The 21,642-nt window shown below is 56.2% G+C and carries 21 protein-coding genes; 2 read left to right on the top strand and 19 right to left on the bottom strand.

All coding sequences use genetic code 11. The annotated features are described in order from the left end of the window. Window positions 1-89: 89 nt before the first annotated feature. Window positions 90-629 carry an acireductone dioxygenase gene (locus AB1S56_RS12210; RefSeq protein ID WP_340867474.1) on the top strand — a complete coding sequence of 180 codons (540 nt, stop codon included), beginning with the start codon at window positions 90-92 and terminating at the stop codon, window positions 627-629. A 167-nt stretch (window positions 630-796) separates the two neighbouring features. Here the strand turns inward: AB1S56_RS12210 and AB1S56_RS12205 are convergent, their stop codons facing one another. From AB1S56_RS12205 to AB1S56_RS12190, 4 genes are all read right to left on the bottom strand, one after another. Next, window positions 797-1,585, bottom strand: a complete 789-nt coding sequence (locus AB1S56_RS12205) for an HAD family hydrolase (RefSeq protein WP_340867476.1) — start codon at window positions 1,583-1,585, stop codon at window positions 797-799. A 20-nt stretch (window positions 1,586-1,605) separates the two neighbouring features. After that, the gene (locus AB1S56_RS12200; protein ID WP_340867478.1) at window positions 1,606-2,115 is read right to left on the bottom strand and encodes a hypothetical protein; all 510 of its coding nucleotides are present in this window, start codon (window positions 2,113-2,115) and stop codon (window positions 1,606-1,608) included. 38 nt (window positions 2,116-2,153) lie between these two features. Beyond that, complete coding sequence (locus tag AB1S56_RS12195; RefSeq protein WP_340867480.1) at window positions 2,154-2,348, bottom strand: DUF896 domain-containing protein; 195 nt, start codon at window positions 2,346-2,348, stop codon at window positions 2,154-2,156. A 145-nt stretch (window positions 2,349-2,493) separates the two neighbouring features. Continuing rightward, a complete protein-coding gene (locus tag AB1S56_RS12190) occupies window positions 2,494-2,652 on the bottom strand; it encodes a LysM peptidoglycan-binding domain-containing protein (RefSeq protein ID WP_340867482.1) in 159 nt (52 codons plus the stop codon). Between the two features lie 373 nt (window positions 2,653-3,025). Between AB1S56_RS12190 and lexA the strand changes: the two genes are divergently transcribed. After that, window positions 3,026-3,646 carry a transcriptional repressor LexA gene (gene lexA, locus AB1S56_RS12185; protein WP_340867483.1) on the top strand — a complete coding sequence of 207 codons (621 nt, stop codon included), beginning with the start codon at window positions 3,026-3,028 and terminating at the stop codon, window positions 3,644-3,646. Window positions 3,647-3,710: 64 nt separating this feature from the next. On the opposite strand, the gene glnA is transcribed toward lexA, so the two are convergent. The 15 genes from glnA to AB1S56_RS12110 form a co-directional block, all read right to left on the bottom strand. Then, on the bottom strand, window positions 3,711-5,039 hold the full coding sequence (gene glnA, locus AB1S56_RS12180; RefSeq protein WP_340867484.1) for a type I glutamate--ammonia ligase: 1,329 nt from the start codon (window positions 5,037-5,039) through the stop codon (window positions 3,711-3,713). Window positions 5,040-5,066: 27 nt separating this feature from the next. After that, window positions 5,067-5,477: a MerR family transcriptional regulator gene (locus tag AB1S56_RS12175; protein WP_340867485.1), complete on the bottom strand. Its 411-nt coding sequence runs from the start codon at window positions 5,475-5,477 to the stop codon at window positions 5,067-5,069. Between the two features lie 61 nt (window positions 5,478-5,538). Then, window positions 5,539-6,834 (bottom strand): methionine gamma-lyase family protein, encoded by a 1,296-nt coding sequence (locus AB1S56_RS12170; RefSeq protein ID WP_340867487.1) that lies wholly within the window; start codon window positions 6,832-6,834, stop codon window positions 5,539-5,541. A gap of 40 nt (window positions 6,835-6,874) precedes the next feature. Further along, window positions 6,875-7,849 (bottom strand): AAA family ATPase, encoded by a 975-nt coding sequence (locus AB1S56_RS12165; protein ID WP_340867489.1) that lies wholly within the window; start codon window positions 7,847-7,849, stop codon window positions 6,875-6,877. Window positions 7,850-7,933: 84 nt separating this feature from the next. Then, entirely contained in the window at window positions 7,934-8,611 is a 678-nt protein-coding gene (locus AB1S56_RS12160; protein ID WP_340867490.1) for a YdcF family protein, read from the bottom strand. After that, entirely contained in the window at window positions 8,608-9,165 is a 558-nt protein-coding gene (locus AB1S56_RS12155) for a DUF402 domain-containing protein (RefSeq protein WP_340867993.1), read from the bottom strand. Before AB1S56_RS12155 ends, AB1S56_RS12160 begins: the two co-directional genes overlap by 4 nt. Before the next feature lie 178 nt (window positions 9,166-9,343). After that, window positions 9,344-10,003 (bottom strand): peptidylprolyl isomerase, encoded by a 660-nt coding sequence (locus tag AB1S56_RS12150; RefSeq protein ID WP_340867492.1) that lies wholly within the window; start codon window positions 10,001-10,003, stop codon window positions 9,344-9,346. A gap of 30 nt (window positions 10,004-10,033) precedes the next feature. Continuing rightward, complete coding sequence (locus AB1S56_RS12145; protein ID WP_340867493.1) at window positions 10,034-12,502, bottom strand: PBP1A family penicillin-binding protein; 2,469 nt, start codon at window positions 12,500-12,502, stop codon at window positions 10,034-10,036. Window positions 12,503-12,650: 148 nt separating this feature from the next. Beyond that, complete coding sequence (gene hfq, locus AB1S56_RS12140) at window positions 12,651-12,896, bottom strand: RNA chaperone Hfq (protein ID WP_340867495.1); 246 nt, start codon at window positions 12,894-12,896, stop codon at window positions 12,651-12,653. Beyond that, window positions 12,893-13,915: a tRNA (adenosine(37)-N6)-dimethylallyltransferase MiaA gene (miaA, locus tag AB1S56_RS12135; RefSeq protein WP_340867496.1), complete on the bottom strand. Its 1,023-nt coding sequence runs from the start codon at window positions 13,913-13,915 to the stop codon at window positions 12,893-12,895. Before miaA ends, hfq begins: the two co-directional genes overlap by 4 nt. Then, window positions 13,902-14,687, bottom strand: a complete 786-nt coding sequence (locus tag AB1S56_RS12130; protein WP_340867497.1) for a class I SAM-dependent methyltransferase — start codon at window positions 14,685-14,687, stop codon at window positions 13,902-13,904. Before AB1S56_RS12130 ends, miaA begins: the two co-directional genes overlap by 14 nt. Beyond that, window positions 14,684-16,672 carry a DNA mismatch repair endonuclease MutL gene (gene mutL, locus AB1S56_RS12125; protein WP_340867498.1) on the bottom strand — a complete coding sequence of 663 codons (1,989 nt, stop codon included), beginning with the start codon at window positions 16,670-16,672 and terminating at the stop codon, window positions 14,684-14,686. The genes AB1S56_RS12130 and mutL overlap by 4 nt, the downstream gene beginning before the upstream one ends. Before the next feature lie 55 nt (window positions 16,673-16,727). Beyond that, window positions 16,728-19,430 carry a DNA mismatch repair protein MutS gene (mutS, locus tag AB1S56_RS12120; protein ID WP_340867500.1) on the bottom strand — a complete coding sequence of 901 codons (2,703 nt, stop codon included), beginning with the start codon at window positions 19,428-19,430 and terminating at the stop codon, window positions 16,728-16,730. Between the two features lie 87 nt (window positions 19,431-19,517). Further along, window positions 19,518-20,879: a hypothetical protein gene (locus AB1S56_RS12115; RefSeq protein ID WP_340867501.1), complete on the bottom strand. Its 1,362-nt coding sequence runs from the start codon at window positions 20,877-20,879 to the stop codon at window positions 19,518-19,520. Between the two features lie 120 nt (window positions 20,880-20,999). After that, window positions 21,000-21,569: an outer spore coat protein CotE gene (locus AB1S56_RS12110; protein WP_340867502.1), complete on the bottom strand. Its 570-nt coding sequence runs from the start codon at window positions 21,567-21,569 to the stop codon at window positions 21,000-21,002. Window positions 21,570-21,642: the final 73 nt, after the last annotated feature.

Here is a 21,642-nt window from a genome sequence, read left to right as displayed (position 1 = left end):
ACTGAAAAGGAACATCCAATCGACAATCATTCTCTTTTGAATTATAATGATCCTATTATTAATTTTCTATGGGAAATGAGGGATTAGGTATGGCTGAAATTCGAATTCGCAATACAGAGGAACGGATTAAAGGAGAAGAAAACGTACGCGCTTTTCTGGAAAGCCAAGAGGTTCTGTACGAGCATTGGGACCCAAGCAAGCTTTCTGAAAGCCTGCAAAATAAATTTGTTCTCTCCGATGAGGAGAAAGCAGAAATTCTCGCCACCTTCGACACGGAAATTCGTGATTTGGCAGAACGCCGCGGCTACAAAACCTGGGACATCGTCGCCTTGTCCGACGCGACTCCCAATCTGGAGGAGCTGCTCAAAAAATTCGAAAACGTGCATACGCACACAGAAGACGAGGTTCGTGCCATTACGGCTGGACGCGGAATCTTTATTATTAAAGGAACGGATGATGTTGGCTATTTCGACGTCGAGCTTGAGGCCGGCGATGTCATCTCCGTCCCTGAGCACAAGCCGCATTTCTTCACGCTGATGGACAACCGTCAAATTGTTGCGGTACGCCTGTTTATCGAGACGGAGGGCTGGATCGCGCATCCGTTCGCGGATCCTGCATTTGCCCAATAAACAGAAAAAGTCAAGCGTAAACGGCTGCGCCGTTCTTTGGCAGAGCAGCCTACGTTTCGCGTTAAAATATAAGCACAGTATAGAGAAAGCTTATACTTTCTTATATTTTGAAGCAAAAAGCCCCTCGCTGTGGAGCAAATCCACGGCGCAGGGGCTTCTTCTATTGGTTAGTGCTCAAGAATAGTAAGCAGCTCTTCCAAATTCCCGATTTCGTAGGTTGGAACAATCTCATCCGTCCGGGTCATGCCATGACGGTTCACCCACACCGACGTCATACCGATCGTGTTGGCGCCAAGAATGTCCGTTGTCAGCTTGTCCCCTACCATAATGCCGTGCTCCGGCTCGATGCCCAGCCTCTCCAGCGCATGCTTGAAGATCGAAGCGGCAGGCTTGCCTTCACCAAATTCGCCGGAAATAATAATATGGTCAAAATACGGGATTAGCGCAGGCACGCCATCCAGCTTCTCCTTCTGCAGATCCGGAGAACCGTTCGTCAGCAGGAGCAGCTTGTATTTGCCCTTCAGCTGGTCCAGCACCGCAAAGGTTTCGTCGTAAACGATGGGACGTTTGCGGCGTTCAGCGGGGAATTGCTCAGCTAGCTTCGCGCCCAGCTCCTCGTTTTCTACGCCAAGCGCCTTCAGCCCGAGCGTCCAAGCCGCCTTGCGGTATGCTGGCGCAAGGCTCTGCAGCTTGCGGAATTCCTCCTGCTCGCCCCCTGCAAAATTTGCCCATAGCCCTTCAAATGGATTGATGCCGATCATCTTCGTGAACGGGAATGTCTCATAGGATTCATACAGGGCTCTCGCTTCCTTGCGAACTGCAGTCTCCAGCTCCTCCGGGTCTACTCCGGCGGCGTCCGCGCCAGCCTGGCATGTCGCCTCAAAAGCTTCCTTTACGCTGCGGTCATCCCACAGCAGCGTATCGTCCAAATCGAATAATACCGCTTGCTTTGCCATTTGCTCCTCTTCTCCCTCAGCTAATCATTTTGTTCAAAAGGTATATGATGCGCGGCCGAGAATGCCTTCAGCTTCTCGGTCATCTCATCCGTTTGAAAACGGTTCAGAAGGCGAGAGAAGGTCCAGCCCGCACCTCTCTGCGGAATGACGGTTACATAGCCGTTCTGAGCGCGAATGCTCTTGATATCCTTAACCCCAAGCCGCTTGTCTCCGCCGAAACGGCGCGACTGCACATAATCTCTGCCGATGCTCAAATAAGGACGGCGCAGGAAAAATAAGGCGGCCAGCATGACATAACACCCAATCGTCACCCAAAACATCGTATCGGCCTTAAAGGTTGGCGTATTCAGCATCATGACAACATAGAACAAAGCGAACATCACCAGCAAGGCTGGCAGGGCAAAATTACGGCCAACATATCGCTCATGCTTGTCTCCGTTTAATATGATCTGACCTGTCCCCTGCTTCTTTCTTGCAAGATTGATTTTGCTCATATTTTTGCGCACCTTGCGCTCCCATGAACGTGACAATCGGATTCCTCCCGTTTCTGTTCCAATTCGTACTCCTGTTAATGCTTGACGTTATCCTCTTCGTCCTCCACATATTTGATGGAGTCCAACTGCTGCTTGAAATTCCGTTTGAAATTGTTCAAGTATTGCTGCCTTAGCTCGTCCCTTTCCTTTGTTTCTTCCTCTGTAAGCCCTGAGGCTTTGTTTTTGCGGGACAATTCATTAATCCGAGCAATCAGTGAATCAAAATCCATCTCTCTCCTACACCCCTCTCTAGCTGCGAACATACTCTCCTTACTTTGACACTTCCACTATTATCTTGTCAAGAACACCTCATTCCAACAAAAAAAGAGCATCATCGCCGTTGCTGGGCCATCATGCTCTGATTCATATGCCATATTATGAGCCTGGAATAATAAGCTGCTGTCCAGGATGGATGGTGACGTTCTCCAAGCCATTCCGCTGCTTGATACGGTAAACCAGATAACCGATATCATCGCCGGCCTCGGCATGGCGGCTTGCGATCGACCACAGCGTGTCGCCGCTCCCAACGGTCACTCGCCATTCATCCCCACTCGTATCGTCCCCGCCTGATGCGTTTGTATGTATTAATAAGAAGCTCGTGAATATAAGAAGGGCAAGTAGCAGGCATACAAGCAGCTTCAGACCATGAGTCCTAAGCCATTGAATAGTAGAACCCGACGCAATAGCGTCATCTGCCGAGCACTTAGAGTTATAAATGGAACGGTATGTACCTTGATTTATCATGATCATTATCAGCACCCCAAACATTTGTTCTGCTATTAGATTAACACGAACAAACGTTCCAGTCAATACAAAATACGAACGTTTGAGCTTGAGAACTTATGTTTGTACGAACCTCGGTTCTGTGTTATAATTTGACACAATAATACGAATGGAGTTGATTTGCGTGTCGAAGCTGTCCAAAAGGCAACATTCGATCCTTGAATTTATTAAGCAAGAGGTTCGGGATAAAGGTTATCCGCCATCCGTACGTGAAATTGCGGAAGCCGTAGGACTGCTGTCCAGCTCCACGGTTCACGGCCATCTGGACAGGCTGGAGAAGAAAGGCTATATTCGCCGCGATCCAACCAAGCCGCGCGCGATCGAAATTTTGAATCAGGATGACAGCGACAACGTCATTCCATTCCCAATCGCCCAGGTGCCCATTGTCGGCAAGGTTACAGCGGGCATTCCTATCACAGCCACAGAGAACATTGAGGACTACTTCCCGCTGCCGTCCCACTTTGTGGGCGACAACAACGTTTTTATTCTCAATGTTGTCGGGGAGAGTATGATTGAAGCCGGTATCCATAACGGCGATTATGTCATCGTCCGCCAGCAGCAGACGGCGAATAACGGCGATATCGTGGTTGCAATGACGGAGGACGACGAAGCGACGGTCAAAACCTTCTACAAGGAGAAGGATCATATCCGTCTGCAGCCTGAGAACTCGTCTATGGAGCCTCTGCGCTTGAATAACGTTACCATCCTCGGCAAAGTGATTGGACTATTCCGAGACATTCATTAATGAAGAAGGGCTGCCCCGTACCGATTCATCGGTACGGGGCAGCCCTTTTACTTACTGACCTGTATTAATAATGGGTAAGATACTGATCTCTCTCCCACTGATGCACTTGCGTGCGGTACATATCCCACTCGATTTCCTTCAGCTCGTAGAAGTGAGCCAGAGCATGATCGCCCAGCGCTTCGCAAATAATATCGCTTCTCAGCATCTCATCCAGCGCTTCCTTCAGATCAACCGGCAGGCTAGGAATGCCTGCGTCAAGCCGCTCTTCCTCAGACATAATATAAATGTTGCGATCCGTTGGAGCCGGAAGCGGCTCTTGATTCTGGATGCCGTCTAGACCGGCCTTCAGCATAACAGCGAGAGCCAGGTATGGATTCGCCGCAGGATCCGGATTACGAACCTCGATGCGTGTGGACAAGCCGCGGGATGCCGGGATACGAATCATCGGCGAGCGGTTGCTTGCAGACCAAGCGACATAACATGGCGCTTCATAACCAGGCACCAGACGCTTGTACGAGTTGACGGTTGGATTCGTAATAGCCGCCATAGCACGCGCGTGCTTCAGCATGCCCGCCATATAATAGCGCGCCGTGTCGCTCAGGCCCAGCTTGTCGCTCTCATCGTAGAAGACGTTAGTGCTGCCCTTGAACAGCGATTGGTGGCAGTGCATGCCGGAGCCGTTAACGCCGAACAGCGGCTTTGGCATGAAGGTCGCATGCAGGCCATGCACGCGGGCAATCGTCTTGACGACCAGCTTGAAGGTTTGGATCTGGTCAGCCGCTTTGATCGCGTCTGCATATTTGAAGTCGATTTCGTGCTGGCCCGGAGCCACCTCATGATGGGACGCTTCGATCTCGAAGCCCATCTCTTCAAGCGTCAGAACGATTTCTCGACGGCAGTTCTCGCCCATGTCCATTGGCGCAAGATCGAAATAGCCGCCTTGGTCGTTCAATTCTGTGGTTGGCTCGCCGCGCTCATCGGTTTTGAACAGGAAGAACTCCGGCTCCGGTCCAACGTTCATCGCCGTGAAGCCCATTTCCTCCGCGTCCTTCAGCACACGCTTCAGAATACCGCGTGGATCGCCTGCGAACGGCGTGCCATCCGGCATATAGATGTCGCAGATCAGACGAGCGATTCGATCCTCCGCCACCCACGGGAATACAACCCAAGTATCTAAATCCGGATATAAGTACATGTCAGATTCTTCGATACGAACATAACCTTCGATGGAAGAACCATCAAACATCATTTTGTTATCAAGTGCCTTGTCCAATTGGCTGACCGGTATTTCGACGTTTTTGATCGTACCCAGCAAATCGGTAAACTGCAAACGGATAAAACGTACGTTCTGCTCTTCTGCTATACGCTTAATATCTTCTTTGGTGTAGCTCACTCAATCATCTCCTTTGGTCGATTGTCGTTACCGTCTATTTAAGAAACGGGTTAACTGTCCCTGAATGAGGGAAGCCTGTCCCGGTCTCTTCTCCAGTAGCTGCTGCTTAAGCAAGCGGTGCAGCTGCTGATCGGACAACTCGCGGCGCTTCACTTCGGATTGCTCGCTGACGATTGTTGCGTCGTCGGACTCCTTGGACACCGGATTCATGACTTGCTTAATACCGGCGATATTGACGCCCTTCTCGATTAAAGACTTGATCTCCAGCAAGCGCTCCACATCGTTAAAGGAGAACAGCCGCTGGTTGCCCGCTGTACGAGCCGGCACAATCAGCTCATGCTGCTCGTAATAACGGATTTGCCTGGCCGTCAGATCCGTCAGCTTCATTACGATGCCGATCGGGAATAAGGCCATATTTCTGCGAATTTCATCAGCCATGTCGCATCAACCTTCCACTCTCGCTTTTATAGCTTCATTGTATCGTTCGGCTATAAACATGTCAAGACATGTGAGGTTTGATCACAATTAATCCGCTCTCCACTAGCCTTCTGAGCGCGGTCAGTACACCGTATTTGGCGTGCGCGTAAGTTAAGCCGCCCTGCATATAAGCGATGTACGGCTCACGTATCGGCGCATCCGCGGACAGCTCCAGGCTGCCGCCCTGAATGAACGTGCCAGCAGCCATAATGACAGGATTCTCATAGCCCGGCATGTCCCACGGCTCCGGCACCACATGGGCGTCCACGGCCGCCGCAGCCTGAATGCCCTGCACAAAGGCGATCAGATGGTCAGCTTGTCCGAATCGAACCGCCTGGATCAGATCCGTGCGGGGCTCCTGCCATCTCGGCTTGCTCTCGAAGCCCAGCTGCTCGAACAGCGCCGCGGCAAATACACTGCCTTTGACCGCTTGTCCCACAAGGTGAGGAGCAAGGAACAGCCCTTGATACATGGACCGAAGCGTACCGAGCATGGCTCCTACCTCAGCTCCAATCCCGGGAGCGGTCAGCCGGTAGGAAGCAGCCTCAACGGCTGCTCTGGAGCCTGCGATATAGCCGCCGGTCTCCGCCAAGCCGCCTCCCGGATTTTTGATCAGGGAACCCGCCATCAGATCAACACCAACCTCTGTTGGCTCCAGCAGCTCCGTAAACTCGCCATAACAATTATCGACGAACACCAGCACGTCTGGCTTGATCGCCTTCACGCGTTGTACGATTTCGCCGATTTCGGCCACCGTGAAGGATGCGCGCCAATCATATCCGCGCGAACGCTGTACGCCGATCACCCTCGTGCCTTCATGAATACTGGCCTCGACAGAGGGCCAATCAATGCCTCCATCCTGGAGCAGAGCCACCTCATTATAGGCCACTCCCCAATCCCGAAGCGAGCCTTTGCCGTCTCCTGGCTTGCCAATAACCTTATGAAGCGTATCATACGGCCTGCCCGTCACATACAGCAGCTCGTCCCCCGGACGCAGCACGCCGAACAGCGCGCAGCTGATCGTATGCGTGCCGGAAGCGAAGTGCGGCCGCACAAGCGCCGCCTCCGCCCCGAACACATCCGCATAGACCAGATCCAATATTTCGCGTCCTCGGTCATTGTAGCCATAGCCCGTTGATCCGGCAAAATGAAAATCACTGACCTGATGGCGCTTGAACGCCTCAATTACCTTCCATTGATTGCGCTCCGCAATCCCATCGATTCTGCGGAACGCGCCCTGCGCCTTCTCTTCCATTTGCTCCGACAACCGGAGTAAGTTTTCCCACAGCTCTTCATTTTCATACGTTACTTTGCTCATGACTGACTGCTGGCTCCCTTTCGTAACGACTATGCTTCTATTACACCTTAAGATCCTCCGGCCTGATCGACATCAGCTCGCCCCTGCCCGGTATGGAGCTTGAATATTGTCCAATCAGCCTGACGGCCTGATGGCGAATCGCCTTTTCAATCGTATTGCGCACAAATCTCGCGTTGCTGAATGAAAAGGCGTCGTTCAGCTTCTCCTGCATAAGGAGCTGCCTGAGCTTAAATACCGTTTGAGGCATCAGCACATAATCCCGTTCCTTCACCATCAGCTCTCCGATTTGGAGCAGCTGATCCACGGAATAATCGGGAAATTCAATTTGAATCGGGAAGCGCGACGGCAGACCGGGATTCGTCATCAGAAACTGCTCGATCTCCATGGGGTACCCGGCAAGAATAAGCACGAATTGGCTGCGATGATCCTCCATCGCCTTCACCAGCGTATCAATCGCTTCCTTCCCGAAATCCTTCTCCCCGCCTCTCGCCAGACTGTAGGCTTCATCGACGAACAGGACGCCGCCCAGCGCTTTGCGCACGAGATCGCGGGTTTTCTGAGCGGTATGGCCGATATATTCGCCCACAAGATCGGCCCGCTCCACTTCAATCAAATGGCCTTTCGTCAGCACGCCCATCTTCTGCAGCAGCTTGGCTACGATGCGGGCGATTGTTGTTTTCCCGGTGCCGGGATTTCCTTTGAAAATCATATGATAGACTTGGGAGCCTCCGTATAAGCCGGCTTCCGTTCTCATGCGGCTAATGTAGAGCAAAGCGTAAATCTCATATACAAGAGCCTTCACATTATCCATGCCGATCATCGGCTCAAGCTCCCTCTGAATCTCGGCATAATGGTCGACTGCGGGCAGCGGCTTAACGGCCGGCGGCGGCTCCGCCTCGACCGCCTGCGCTGAAGCCCCGCCTCCGAACGCTTCGTGGCTGCGAAGCACCACATTGATCTGACGGGAAGGTCTGGCCGATCCGTTGCCTGGTCCCGAGAAGACGTGTCCGTTCATCTGACGCATCACCTTTCCTTTACAGAAGCTGCTAGCTTATCGCAATACAAGTTTATTCTATCTCGCGACAGCATATTAGCAGATTCACAGCAGCGATTCAGGAGAACGTATGCCAGACTTCAGGAGAAGCCATTCCAGCTTCCACTTCGTATAAGCGAGCACCTCTCGGCTATGGTTATAAAATTTGTTCAGCACCTTTGACGGAGTCCCCGCCACGCCAACGGTGTCCAGCTGGGCAAATTCGGCAATCTCGCCGGCGCGCGCGGCATGATATTCGTGTGTAATGACAAGAAACGACTTCAGACCATGCTCCTCGGCGAGGTCGCGGCTGAACACGAGATTCTGGAACGTATTAGCAGCCTCCATCTCTAGCAGCAGCTTGTCCTCGGAGACGCCCTGCTGGACCAAATAATTACGCATGCCCTCCGCCTCAGTCAGCGTCGATGACCTCCCGCCATGCCCGCCGGACAAGACCAAAGCGCCCACTGTTCCGTTATTCAGCAGCTCAAGGGCGTAATCCAGTCTTTCCTTCAGCGCGGGGCTCGGCCTGTCGTTCCATAGCGCGGCACCGAGCACAATGCCGGCATCCGCTGGAGGGTACGACGCCTTGGCGCTGTACCCGTCAATGATTGACCATACATATACGGACCACGCAATTCCTGCTGCCAATGACAGCATTGTGAAACGAAACAAGAGCAGCCACGGACGAAATACGGACTTTCGCTTCCGCGGTCTGCTCCTCTTCTGTACCTGCGTCTTCATGATTCGCTTAGCTCCCCGGTTCGTTCGGCCAAGCTCTTGCGATGCTTCAAGCTTAGCGTGAAATAGCGGAATCGGCCGTTCCGAATGCTGGAGAGCAGCCGACCAGCCGTTTTGCGCGCGAGCGCCGCATCCTTGCCGCTGACATCACCCTGGCGCAGGGCATCCTCCAGCTCATCTTCATCCATCAAATACACTTCGCCGCTCGGCAGCACGACCACATCCAAATATAGATCATCGAACCACGGCACCTGCTGCTCGGTCAACCCCTGCGTCTTGCATACATCAATGTACCATTGCACCACTCGGCCCTTGTCATCAAACATCGTTGTCACAACAAAATGCTCGCCCTTGGGAAAATGCTGCATCCATAAGTAGCCTCGGTCAGCCAGACAAAGCCTGCGTCCGTCATATTCTTTCCACAGCGGCTCCCGAAGCTCATGAATTCGATAGAAGGTAACCAGACCGCGAAACTCGTCGCCGTCCAACGCCAGGCAGGAATAGCTTCTCCGCAGTATACGGCGCCAATTGGCTCGATCAGAAAATTTTCTCTTCATCTCGGTACGTACCTTTCCGTTCATTTAGGTAACCCCTATAGAAAAAGATTACCATATCTTAACGTCCATCTCCACCCGGCTGCAAAAATAATGAAGCTCTCCTTGTCCCATACCGCTCCTGAGACCGCTGCAGAACAGGACAATGGCCGTCCCCTTCGCAGGAGACGGCCATTCGATGTCAGCTTAGCTTGATCGTAATTCGCTCAATGAGAACCCGCTCCTCCGGCTTGCCGCCGCTCACAGGAGTCTGCGCGATCGCGCGGACAACCTCCATGCCGGCAGTCACCTTGCCGAAGATTGTATAATTGGGCTGGCGGTTCAGATTGGACGCTTCAGGTCCGGTGCATATAAAAAATTGACTGCTCCCGGAATTAGGCGAGCCGGTATTGAACATGGCTACTGTACCTTCCTCGTAACGCGCCAAAGCATCCAGCTCATCCGGTATCCGATAGCCCGCGTTCCCCGTGCCGTTTCCTTTGGGGTCGCCCGTCTGAATCATAAACGATTCGATAATGGAATGAAACGTTAGACCGTCATAAAAGCCCTCCTGGGCAAGAAACACAAAATTGTTCACCGTCACAGGCGTGTTCTCGGCATCAAGACTGATCGTGAAGTCCCCTTTGCTTGTCGTCACAATCGCTTCATAATGTTTGTCCAGATCAATCGATAATTCCGGCATTCTGCTCCAGCTCATCACTTTGCCAGCTTCTCCACCCGCTGCTGCATCGGAGACCGTCTTCTCCTTGTCGTTGCCTCCGCAGCCGGCAAGCAGCAGGGCAAGCCCCATTAGAACGTAACAAAGGGCTTGAAAGCGCGACGCCTTCTTGCGTATTGACATGTACAACCACCCATTCCAGAACCCCGTCTATTATTGGCCGCCGTTCGCTAGGCCTCCAAGTCCATTGCCGGCCGCCCCCTCCGAGAGAGGAGTTGGCGTCGCCTGAGGCGTCTCCGTTGCCGGCTCGCCGCTTGGCGCGACTGGCGTCGGCTCAGCAGGCGCTTCGGTCTCCTCGACCTCGTCATCGCCTTCCCCCTGCTCGCCTTCATTGTCGTCAGTGGGCTCCTCCCCCTTGTCTCCGGAATCCGTTGGAGCAGGCTCCATCGGAATATCCGGCAGCTCAACCTCGGGAATGGTCACTGTAATCGTGTTAGTCGGCTCACTGGTCTGCTCCGTCTTGGCATCATACGCAACGACATAATAATCGTAAGTGACGCCAGGGAATACGGACATATCGTCAATGCCAGGCTCAAGTGTATCGGCAAAATGAATAAAGTCGCTGGCTCCGCTTTCCTTGCGATACACCTTGTAGGTCATATTAGCATCTTCCAGCGGGTCCCAGCTCAGCTGAACCTTAACCTCTTCTTCCACAAATACAGCATTGAAATTGGCTATTGTCGCCGGCGGCTTATCCTCCTTCGCCCCTTCGGGACGACCGAAGCTTTCTTTCTTGACGCCTTGAAGCGCCGGACCCATAACCTTCGCGAACAATGCAGCAGCGGACTGACCTCCGCCCTTTTGCAAAATATGGTTCTTGTCCGTCTTATCGTATCCCATCCAGACGGCTGCTGTCCACTCCGCGGTGTAGCCCACAAACCAGGCGTCCTTAATCCCGTCGCCCTTGTAGCCCGGAATGCCGTGCTGGGTGGTACCTGTTTTGCCCGCAACTGGACGATCAATCGCGGCGCGCGCGCCCGTGCCTCCCTTGGCGACCACCGTCTGCATCATCTCTGTCAAATAAAAAGCGGTCTCCGGCGACATCAGCTGCTTGGATGCCGGAGCTTTGTATTCATAGCTGTAGCTTTTGCCCGTAATCCGCGTAATGGTATGGGGGTCAACCGATTTGCCGTCATTCGCCATTACGCTGTAGGCGGCTGCCATCTGCAGCGGAGACGCGCCTTTAGTCAAGCCGCCAAGCGCCATCGCCAAATTCCGATCGTCCGCCTCCAGCTGGATGCCGAGCTTCTCGGCGAACGCCGCCGCGTTTTTGATGCCGACCTCATTGAGCATCCATACCGCCGCGAGGTTGCGCGACTCCTTCATCGCTTGCGTCATCGTCACCGGCACCGCGCCCCAGGCATCGGACGGACAATAATTGGAGAAGCACTCCTTGTCATTCTTCAGCGTGGACCAAGGGAAATATTCTCCTGTCTCCAGCGCCGGTCCATAAGCGACAATAGGCTTGATGGCGGAGCCAGGCTGACGCAGCTTGTCGACGCGATTCCAGCCTCGCATCTCATAATCTCGGCCGCCCGCGAGCGCTTTGATTTCCCCGTTCCGATGATCAATGATGATCATGGAGCTCTGCACGATCTGATCGTCCACACTCTTCTCGAAGTTGTCGTCATTCGCGAACTGCTCATCCATCGCTCTCTGCGCTTGGGGATTGAGCGTTGTATAGATATGCAGGCCGCTGACGCGAAGCTCATCTTCCTTCATGTTCGTGATGCTCATGGCTTCCTCTAGCACAAAGTCAACAAAGGCGTGGTAGGAGCCCGATTTCATCTCCTCCTGATTCGCCGGCGGCTCATACACGACCGCTTTCGCTTCCAGCATTTCCTGTTCGGTAATATATCCGTTCTTATGCATCAGGCTCAGCACGACCGCTCTACGGTTCATTGACGCATCGGGATCATTAATAGGGTTATAGCGGTTCGGCGCCTTCGGCATCGCCGCGAGCGTCGCCGCCTGCCACAGCTCCAAATCCTGTAGCTCAACGCCAAAATAAAATTGCGCCGCTGATTTGACGCCCGATATACCTTTGCCGAAATAAATACGGTTCAAATACATCGTCAATATTTCATCCTTCGTCATCTGCTGCTCCAGAGCAACCGCGATGGATGCTTCCGTCGCCTTGCGGAAAAACGTTTTGTCCGCGGTCAGGAACACGTTTTTGGCCAGCTGCTGCGTAATCGTGCTTCCGCCCTCGACAGCGCTGCGCGCCATCACGTCCTTGACGACCGCTCGTCCGATCGCCCAGAAATCGAGACCGGAATGGTCGTAGAACCGCTCATCCTCCGTCGCGACGATCGCTTGTCTCATAATTTCCGGAATTTCAGAGAATTCGGCAACCTCTCGATGGTCGGTCGCAAGGTATAGGCGGGATATTTCTTCGCCGTTCGCGTCATAAATAATGGACGCCTCGCCGAACTCCAGCTTGCCGCCGTGCTCCTCCAGGAGCCGTTCCCCATTCAATATAATGAGCAAATAGCCGATAATACCGCATACGATTCCGATAACAATAGTGAAAAACAACCCGTAAAACAAAGCCTTGCCCGATACGCGCTTCTTTTTCTTGCGCGGTTTTGCTGCCGTTTTTCTAGCTCGTTGTTCAGCCATGCTGACTCCCTCCTGCTCATCCATCCTCATTATTCTAGTCCAGCTCCCAAACGACAAGGGCAACCCGGCTCATGAGCGGGTTGCCCTTACCTGCCGCTATCTAGTTAAACGAAGCCTGTTATAAGAAAGTTTCACGTTAGCCCTGAAACTAGCCTTCCGACTGGTTCTGCTCCTGCTGCATCAGCGATACATTGCGCTGCGGCACGAAGGTCGAGATGGCATGCTTGTACACCATCTGCTGGCGGCCCTCGCTGTCAATAATAATCGTAAAGTTATCAAATGCTTTGATGACGCCTCGGATTTGAAAGCCATTCATCAAAAACACGGTTACCGGAATGTTATCCTTGCGCAATTGATTCAGGAACGTATCTTGAATATTGATTGTTTTGTTCATTGGCCGCTACCCCCGTCTAAAAAAGATTGATTAGAAGTATATTCAAGATGATCTTGAAACTTTCCTGCTAGTATACCATGAATCGCCTCCAATTTGTTGCGAAAATTTTCCCCCGCGTCGATCCAATGGATGTCCTTCATATGGCGAAACCAAGATAATTGCCGTTTGGCAAAATGTCGCGTATCCCTTTTCAGCAGCTCCACCGCCGCCTCGTAGCTGCATTCGCCTCGGAGGTATCGGGCAATTTCCTTGTAGCCGAGAGCCTGCATCGGTACGGCGCTTGGAGGCAGTTCGCGAGCAAGCAACCGGCGGACCTCATCCACGAGCCCCTCCTGCAGCATCTCGTCGATTCGCGCCTCAATTCGGCTGTACAGCGTCGCTCGGTCCATCGTCAGGCCAATCAGCACAAGCTCATAAGGCGACTTCTTCCGCTGCCCCTCCTGCTGCTCGGAGAACGTCTGGCCGGTAGTGTGATACACCTCCAGCGCCCGGATAACACGGCGAATGTCATTGGGATGCAGACGCTCACCCGCCTTGGGATCGACAGCCGCAAGCCTGGCATGCAGCGCCTCCGGTCCGTTCGCTGAGGCATAAGCCTCCATCTCTGCACGGAATGCTTCATCGGAGCCGCGATCCGCGAATTGATAATTATAACATAACGACTCTATGTATAAGCCTGTTCCGCCGACAACAAAGGGGAGCTTGCCCCTGCCGGCAATATCCATAATAGTCTTTGCCGCTTCCGCCTGGAAGTCGGCAGCGGAATACGACTCCTCGGGGTCCCGAATATCAATCAGATGATGAGGCACGCCATCTCGTTCATCCTGTTTGATTTTGGCGGTTCCAATATCCATACCCCGATAGACCTGCATCGAATCACCGGATATGATTTCGGCGTTCCACGCCTTGGCGACGCTTAAGCTGAGCGCGGTTTTGCCGACCGCCGTCGGACCGACCAGCACCAGCAGAGGCGGCTTCTTCCCCTCCAGCTCGGCTTTTTCGCCTTCATGCTCTGTCAATGTGTATCACTCCATATGCAATTTTCGATGTGTTCCATTGGGATTTGGCGAAGCCAAGCCGCTGAAACTCCTCGCTTCGTCCATTCTCCTTCATGACCACCGTCTTCCTGGCCACACGCTTCGCCTCCGCAATGACGCTGTCCGTCAAGGCATCCATATTGGCGAGTGAGCGGAACGCTCCGATTGCGGCGGATTCCATGATAGGCTGGCGGAACATGGGATCGAAATAAACAATGTCCGCGCTGTTGTCGGGCTGCGCCGCCAAATAATCGGCATGATTTTCGTTCAGCAGCTGAATGCTTCGCATTGCGGCGTCGACATCGGCCAGCCCTGACTGATACCGGGACAGCCCCTCTCTCACCAGCGCGCAGAGAACGGGCTCGCTTTCCAGCGCGACAACCTGGCCCGTTTCTCCCACACCATAAGAGAAAACAAGAGAGTCGGCAGCCATGCCTGCCGTACAGTCGATCACGCGGTCGCCGGGCTCGCAGCGCGACACGGCAAGCAGCGGATCGCCTTCGCCCTTGCGCAGCCTCTTCACCCGAATGAACGCCATACTGGGGTGAAAATATAACGGAGGCTCATCGGGATGATCATAATACCTGGTCTCCGTATCCGTTACGATGATGACTCTGCCATCCTCGCTCATATCCATTAGCTTGCGAACGGATAAGCCGCGTCTGGGCACAACAGGCGCGCTCAGCTCGGCAGCCAGTTGCTTCGCCTGCTTCCAGCGGCTGTCGGAGTGGCCCGGGGCCGTCGTAATAATCATGACATCACCCGTTTGAACATTTTTTCGAGCTGATAGGTGGACAAATGCACCAGGATGGGACGGCCGTGCGGACAAGTATACGGCTGCGAGCAGGCCGCCAGCCTGCCCAGCAGCGCATCGCCCTCCTCGCGCGTCATCCGGTCATTGGCCTTGATGGAAGCCTTGCAGGCGCACATGATAGCCGCCTTTTCCCGCAGCTTGGCGATAGGAATCGACTTGCGCTCTGCGATGAGCAGCTCCGCCATCTCCTCGATCAGGTCCTGCTCCTCCCCCTTCGGCATCCATTCCGGGTACGCTCTGACCAGGAACGTCTGCGAGCCGAATGGCTCCATCTCCACGCCGACCTCAGCCATCAGCGGCAGCAGCTCCTTCAGCTGCGCCGCGTCCCCGGGCGTAAATTCCAGCGTCAGCGGCACAAGCAGCCCTTGGCTTGCAGCAACAGGATTCCCAAATTTATGAAGGAAATATTCATAATGAATACGCTCATGAGCCGCATGCTGGTCGATCAAATAAAGGCCGTCAACCGCTTGCGCGACAATATACGTGCCATGATGCTGTCCAATCCAGTGCAGCTCGGGGAATTCGCTTGCCCCGGCGCTTGTCTCATTGCCTTCGACCGGCTTGGAGTCATAAGCGCTCTCAATAGGGGCTTGAGCCGCCGGCTCCGCAATGCGTTCAAGCGTATTCGCCTGCTGCGCAGGGGCTTCCTGCGCCGTCTCGCGGACGGCCATGCCGCCAGATCCCGAGCCAGACAGCTCGCGGTAGGGACTTGAAGGCGGCGCATACAGCTTCTCGGCTGCATTCCTGGGCACGTAATCCCTGTAGGCCTGCGGCGGGGATGGCTTGCTGCGCGGAGCGGCCTCCGCCTCCGCCTCCTCCTTGGAGACGGAGGGCGCTTGCAGGCTGCGGTCCGCAATATGGAACGCAATCGACTCCTGCACGAACAGCGGGCCGGACCGCTCGCTCCGGCTGCCGACGCTGGCGCCAGGGATGTAGCGCTGCGCAGTAAGCGTGTCCTTCACCGCGCGCTCGATCAGCGCTCGCAGCTCCGCCTCCTTGCTGAAGCGCACCTCCATCTTGGATGGATGGACATTGACGTCCAGCAGCCCCGGATGCATGCCCAGCTCCAGCACGGTAAGGGGGAATCTGTTGATCGGCAGGAGCGTGTGATACGCCTGCAGGAGCGCCTGATTAACGGCATGGCTGCGAATATATCGGCCATTGACGACAACGGTAATGCCATTCCGGTTCGCGCGCGTCAGCTCAGGCTTAGCTGTGTAGCCGCTAAGCTCGTAATCGGAATCCGAGCCAGATACGGCCAGCATCGCCTTGGCCGCGCTTGTGCCGTACACGGCTGCTATAACCTGCAGCCGATCGCCTGTGCCCATCGTTCGGAGCAGCGCGCTGCCGTTATGCTTGAGCGTAAAGGCGATGCCGGGATGAGCCAGAGCCAGACGATTGATATAGTCTGATATATGGCCAAGCTCCGTCTGGATGGACTTCATATATTTGAGACGCGCCGGCGTGTTGAAGAACAGGTCCTTGACGATCATATCCGTCCCTTGCGGCGCGTTCGCCGGCTCGTCGGCAACAATCGTTCCGCCCTCAATAACAAGCCTCCTCGCCAACCCGCCATTGGAGTCTGCAGATATGCAGGTGAGCCGGGACACAGCCGCGATACTGGGCAGCGCCTCGCCGCGGAAGCCGAGGCTGGCGATGCGGAATAGATCGCTGCTTGTCGCTATTTTGCTCGTGGCATGCCGCTGGAAGGCCGTTGCCATATCTCCCGCCTCGATGCCGCCGCCGTTATCCGTGACGCGGATGAGAGACAGTCCGCCCTCCTCGATGGTGACGTCGATCGCGGTGCTGCCGGCGTCGACGGCGTTCTCCACCAGCTCCTTGACCACTGACGCCGGCCGCTCCACCACTTCTCCGGCGGCGATCTGATTCGCCAGCTGCTCGTCCAGCACTTTGATCTTCGACATGATAGACCTCCTTGAATTTATCTTTTCAGCGAAGCGGCAAGACTGGAAGGACCGCTTAATGAAGCTTCGATTTCTGGTCGTTCAGCCACTGCATAGCCATCATCGGCGTCATATTGAACAAATCGAGCTTGCGCAGCTCCTCCGCCAGCTGCTCCGCTTTAGGCGAAGCCTTCTTCGCCTTCTGCGGCTCGCTGCCCGCCGCCGCTTCCTCGAACATGGAGAGCTGGACAACGCTGTACGGCGATGCAAGCTCTGCCGCCTTCATAGCCGGCGCGTCCCCGTCTGCGTAGCGGCCCCCGGCAGCGGCCTGGCTCGACGGACCAGCTGTCGAAGCCTCGGCAGCGGCCTCTAGTCTAATGGAAGGCCGGCTGCCGGCAGGCTCCTCTGCGTCCAGCAGCGCATAGGCCCGTCCAATAATGGATTGCGGCAAGCCGGCGAGCTGCGCGCAATAGATACCGTAGCTGGTGCTGGCCGCGCCCGGCACCAGCTTGCGCAGGAAGGTGACGTCGTCGCCGCTTTCCTCTACCGCCATACGCGCGTTCGCAAGCGATGGGAGCGAATCCTCCAGATGAGCCAGCTCGTGGAAATGCGTCGACACAAGCGCCTTGCAGCGTATATGGTCGTGCACGTATTCGATCACAGCCTGCGCAATCGCCATGCCCTCTCCCGTGGAAGTGCCGCGGCCCAGCTCATCGATAATAACAAGGCTGTTCGCTGTCGCCTTCTCCGTCATAATCTGAATATCCTTCATCTCCACCATAAACGTGCTTTGCCCGCCGATCAGGTCGTCGGCAGCGCCAATCCGCGTGAAGATTCGATCGATAATGGGCACCGTCGCGGATTTCGCGGGCACAAAGCAGCCGATCTGCGCCATCACCGAGATGAGCGCCGCCTGCCTCATATAAGTGCTTTTACCCGCCATATTGGGACCTGTTATGAGCAGGATGCGCTGCTCCTCGGCGCCCAGCCTTGTAGCGTTGGCGATAAACGGCGCGCCGTCCATCATAGCCTCTACCACTGGATGCCGGGCTTCCTCCACGCGCAGGTCGAATCCCTCCGTTATAGCAGGACGGACGTATCTGCGCTCCGCGCTGACCGTCGCAAGCGACTGATAGACATCCAGCTCCGCGATCATTGCCGCTGCCCGCTGCAGACGATGCAGATGCAGCGCCAGCTGATCCCGCAGCTCCAGGAAGCGCTCATATTCCAGATCGACCATCTTGTCCTCGGCCTCCAGAATAAGCCGCTCCTTCTCCTTCAGCTCCGGCGTTACGAACCTCTCCGCATTCGCCAGCGTCTGCTTGCGCTCATAACGCCCCTCCGGCAGCATGGACAGGTTCGCCTTGGACACCTCCAGATAATACCCGAACACTTTGTTGAAGCCGATCTTCAGCGACCTGATGCCCGTCAGCTCGCGCTCCGACCGCTCCAGCTCCGCCAGCCAGCGCTTGCCGTTCGTGCTGGCTTCCCGCAGCTGATCCAGATAGTCGTCGTAGCCGGCCCGGATCAAGCCGCCCTCGCGAATGGAGACTGGCGGCTCGTCCACAAGCACCGTCTCGATCATATCGGCGAGATCCGCGCAATCGTCGCAGTCCTTCACCAGCTCTATCAGCACCCTGGAGCCTGAAGCGCGGCACAGCTCCGTCAGCGCCGGGATGCGGCGCAGCGATGATCTCAGCGCGTTCAGGTCGCGGCCGTTGGCATTGCCATAGGCGACGCGGCCGACCAGCCGCTCCAGATCGTAGATCGGCGACAGCTCAGCGCGGAAGTCCTCGCGCAGTATAAGGTCGCGGTACAGCGTCTCAACGGCGTCCAGCCTCCGCTCGATAGCGCTGCGGCTGAGCAGCGGCTTGTCGATCCACCTGCGCAGCAGTCTCGCGCCCATCGACGTGCCTGTGCGGTCGAGCAGCCAGAGCAGGGAGCCCTTCTTGCTGCGGTCTCGCACGGTCTCCGTCAGTTCCAGATTTCTTCTGGTGTAGTGGTCCAGTATCATAAATTGATTGGGCTCGTAAGCCGTAATGACTCGCACATGCCCCAGCGACCTCTTCTGGGTCTCCTCGAGGTAGCCGGTCAGCTGGCTCACCGCTTTCAACGCAGGAGCGGATAATGCCGCAAGCTGCTCCTCCGCGAATTGCTCCGCCAGTCTGCCGCGCTCGATCGGCTCGCGGGCTGTCAGGGGCACCGGGCGGCTCCAGCCCGCTGACGAAGCCAGCTTGTCGAGCAGCTCCCGATCGCCGACAACCTCGGAGGGCAGATAGACATTGAGCTCGTCCACAAGCCCCTCCAGGGAGTCCGGGAACGACGTCGCGTACAGCTCTCCGGTCGACAGGTCGCAAGCCGCGACGCCAATCCCCGCTCCCGCCGAAGCAGCCGCCGCAATAAAGTTGTTCGACTTGCCCTCCAGCGACTTGGACTCCATGACGGTGCCCGGCGTAATAATGCGGACAATTTCTCTCCGCACGACACCCTTCGCGGCAGCGGGATCCTCCACCTGCTCGCAGATTGCCACCTTGTAGCCCTTCTCGATCAGTCTGCTGATATAGCCTTCCGCAGAATGGTAGGGCACGCCGCACATCGGAATTTTGGCGTCGCCCCCGCCTTCCCGTCCCGTTAACGTAATTTCCAGCTCTCTCGCCGCGTTGATGGCGTCATCGAAAAACATTTCATAGAAATCGCCAAGCCGAAAAAAAAGAAAAGCGTCCTTCGCTTCTTCCTTAACGGACAAATATTGTTGAATCATCGGAGTATAACCGGCCATGAACGTTCCTCCTGGCATGAGTGGTGAGCAAACATCATCTCATCATTATAACAAGCCCTGTGGCAGTAGGCTACCGCCCAGATGAGGTCAAATCCGCCATTTGGCACGAATATCGGCGCTTTCATTCCAGGTTCGGCCCTTGCGGGCGGCGTCGAACAGCGGCTCGATAAAGCCTGCGAGCCCGGCATAGCTCTCCGTCGCCGATATGGCGGCGAAGACGGGCTCCAGGCTGGCGGCAAGCTCCGCGCGGTCACCGGCGTAATACGCCTCGGCGAAGCGCTCCTCCTGCGCCGGCAAGCGGGGCATGCGAAGCGCCTCGCGGGCGCACAGCAGCGCGAGAGCAAAGGCGGCCTTGGCGGCAAGCGGCGAGACGAGCCAGCTCGGCAGCGTGCGGTATTCGAACCCGCCGTGCGGCTGGGGACGATAGTCCCCTAGCGTGCCATAGCGGGGACGCCGCCCCCGGCCGGCGGGGTCCTCCACCAGCGCAAGCGGATAGGCCGCGCAGCTGTCCAGCAGGCGGAGCAAGCGCCCCGTCAGCGGCGCTCCGCTTATATGGATATGCCCGCCGAGCGCCAGCCCCGGCAAGGGCATCGCTCCCGCGACCCAGCGCAGGCTGGGGTCGCGCACCTGCTTGGCGGCGCGCGCCAGCAGGCGCCGCACGTTCCCGGCCAGCGCGGCGGGCGTCTCCGCCGGCGCGGGCCGCAGCTCGGCGACGGGATAGAGCACCCGCCGCCCCACCACCATGGCGTCGGCGCCGGCCTCAGCGGCCGCGCCCTCGCCGAAGAAGCGCGACGCCGGCACCAGCTTGCCCGCCGGCGTCAGCAGCGCAAACTCGGGGTCGGCGCCGATCAGCATCGTCCCGGCGCCTTCCCCGCCCTGCGCCGCGGCGTACCACGCGGCGAACGTCTCCACTGCGGCCGCTCCCGACTCCGGCCGCGCATCCAGCACCACCGCTCGCCCCGCGTCGGTGAGCGCCACCTCGGCCTCTCCGATGTCGAGGCCAAGCGCGTACAGCGCCCTCACCGCGGCGCGCGCGGCGCGCCTGACGGCCGCCGCCTCCGGCCAGCCGTCCAGCCCAAGCGCGGGCGCCTGCATGCGTCCGAGCCGCTCGATCCGCCAAGGCGCCAAATTCACAACAGATATGGCGTACACCCTCGCGTACGCCTCATTCCCCTTGTCCACGCTGATGCCCGCGCGCTTCCACAGCCGGCGGCGCTCCTCCAGCGTCATGGACATGCAGCGCGCCGCGCCCTCGTTGAGCAGCCATGCCCCGTCGAACGCTTGCACCGGTATCGACTCCATTCGCGATGCGGCAATGACCGCATCGCCGGGCCGGACCAGCTCCGCCGTCCTGACGCTGACGTTCCCGCTCCGGCCCGTCGGCAGAGCGGCGCCTGTCACGGGCAACAGCCCCCCGCTCCGTCCCTTCCACACCCAAGTGACCGCCATGCTCGCTCCTCCAATTTTTTTGGGGTGATTGGCAAAAAAAAGAGGGCTTTCGCCCTCGAATCCGCCGCATACGCGGCATATAATGCCTTATCCGCCCTGCAGAGCGGAGGATGAATCGCCTTACAGCTCGTCGTCCAGCAGATCGGCGTCGAGATCCTCGTAATCCTCGTCGTCGTCGGCTCCGCCGAAGTCCAGATCCTTGTCGTCGAGATCATTGCAGCCGCCCGGTACAACGGCTACGCAAACCTTGGTCTCGGCGATCATCTCCACCGCGAACTCGCGCTCGACGCGGACGATAACGCTGGCGCCGTTCGACGAAATGTTCGCCTCGATGCAGTTCGGCTCCTGCAGCACCTCCGCGGACACCTCTTCCGTGGAAGCCCTATGCTTCGGGTCTACATACGAAAGCGGGACATTTTCGACGAATTGAACAGATTCCTTGGCCACTTCCGTTTGCGAGTTTTTGTTATACGAATACCAGATGTTGATATCGTAAGTACCAATAACCTCAATACCGTCGCCCGAACGAACCGCTTCATACTGATGGTTGATAATCCATGCGCCCAGAATGCTGGTCGGATGGTGAGGCGGTGTTACGGTATGGGTTACAGTGGAAAACTTACGACCTTTGCCGCAGACAGCTTTCGTAATAATTTCTCTGCACTGTAGCTGTTTATCTGCAATAGTCATTGCTTTAACCTCCTCCACACAATCATTCAATTAAAGTGTATGCAGGTCATAGGCGTTTGTTGATTAAACGAGT

Origin of the sequence: Paenibacillus sp. PL2-23 (assembly GCF_040834005.1) — a bacterium.
Classification (GTDB): domain Bacteria; phylum Bacillota; class Bacilli; order Paenibacillales; family Paenibacillaceae; genus Pristimantibacillus.
Note: the sequence above shows the minus strand (reverse complement) of the source record. Positions and strands in the feature narration are given on the sequence as shown.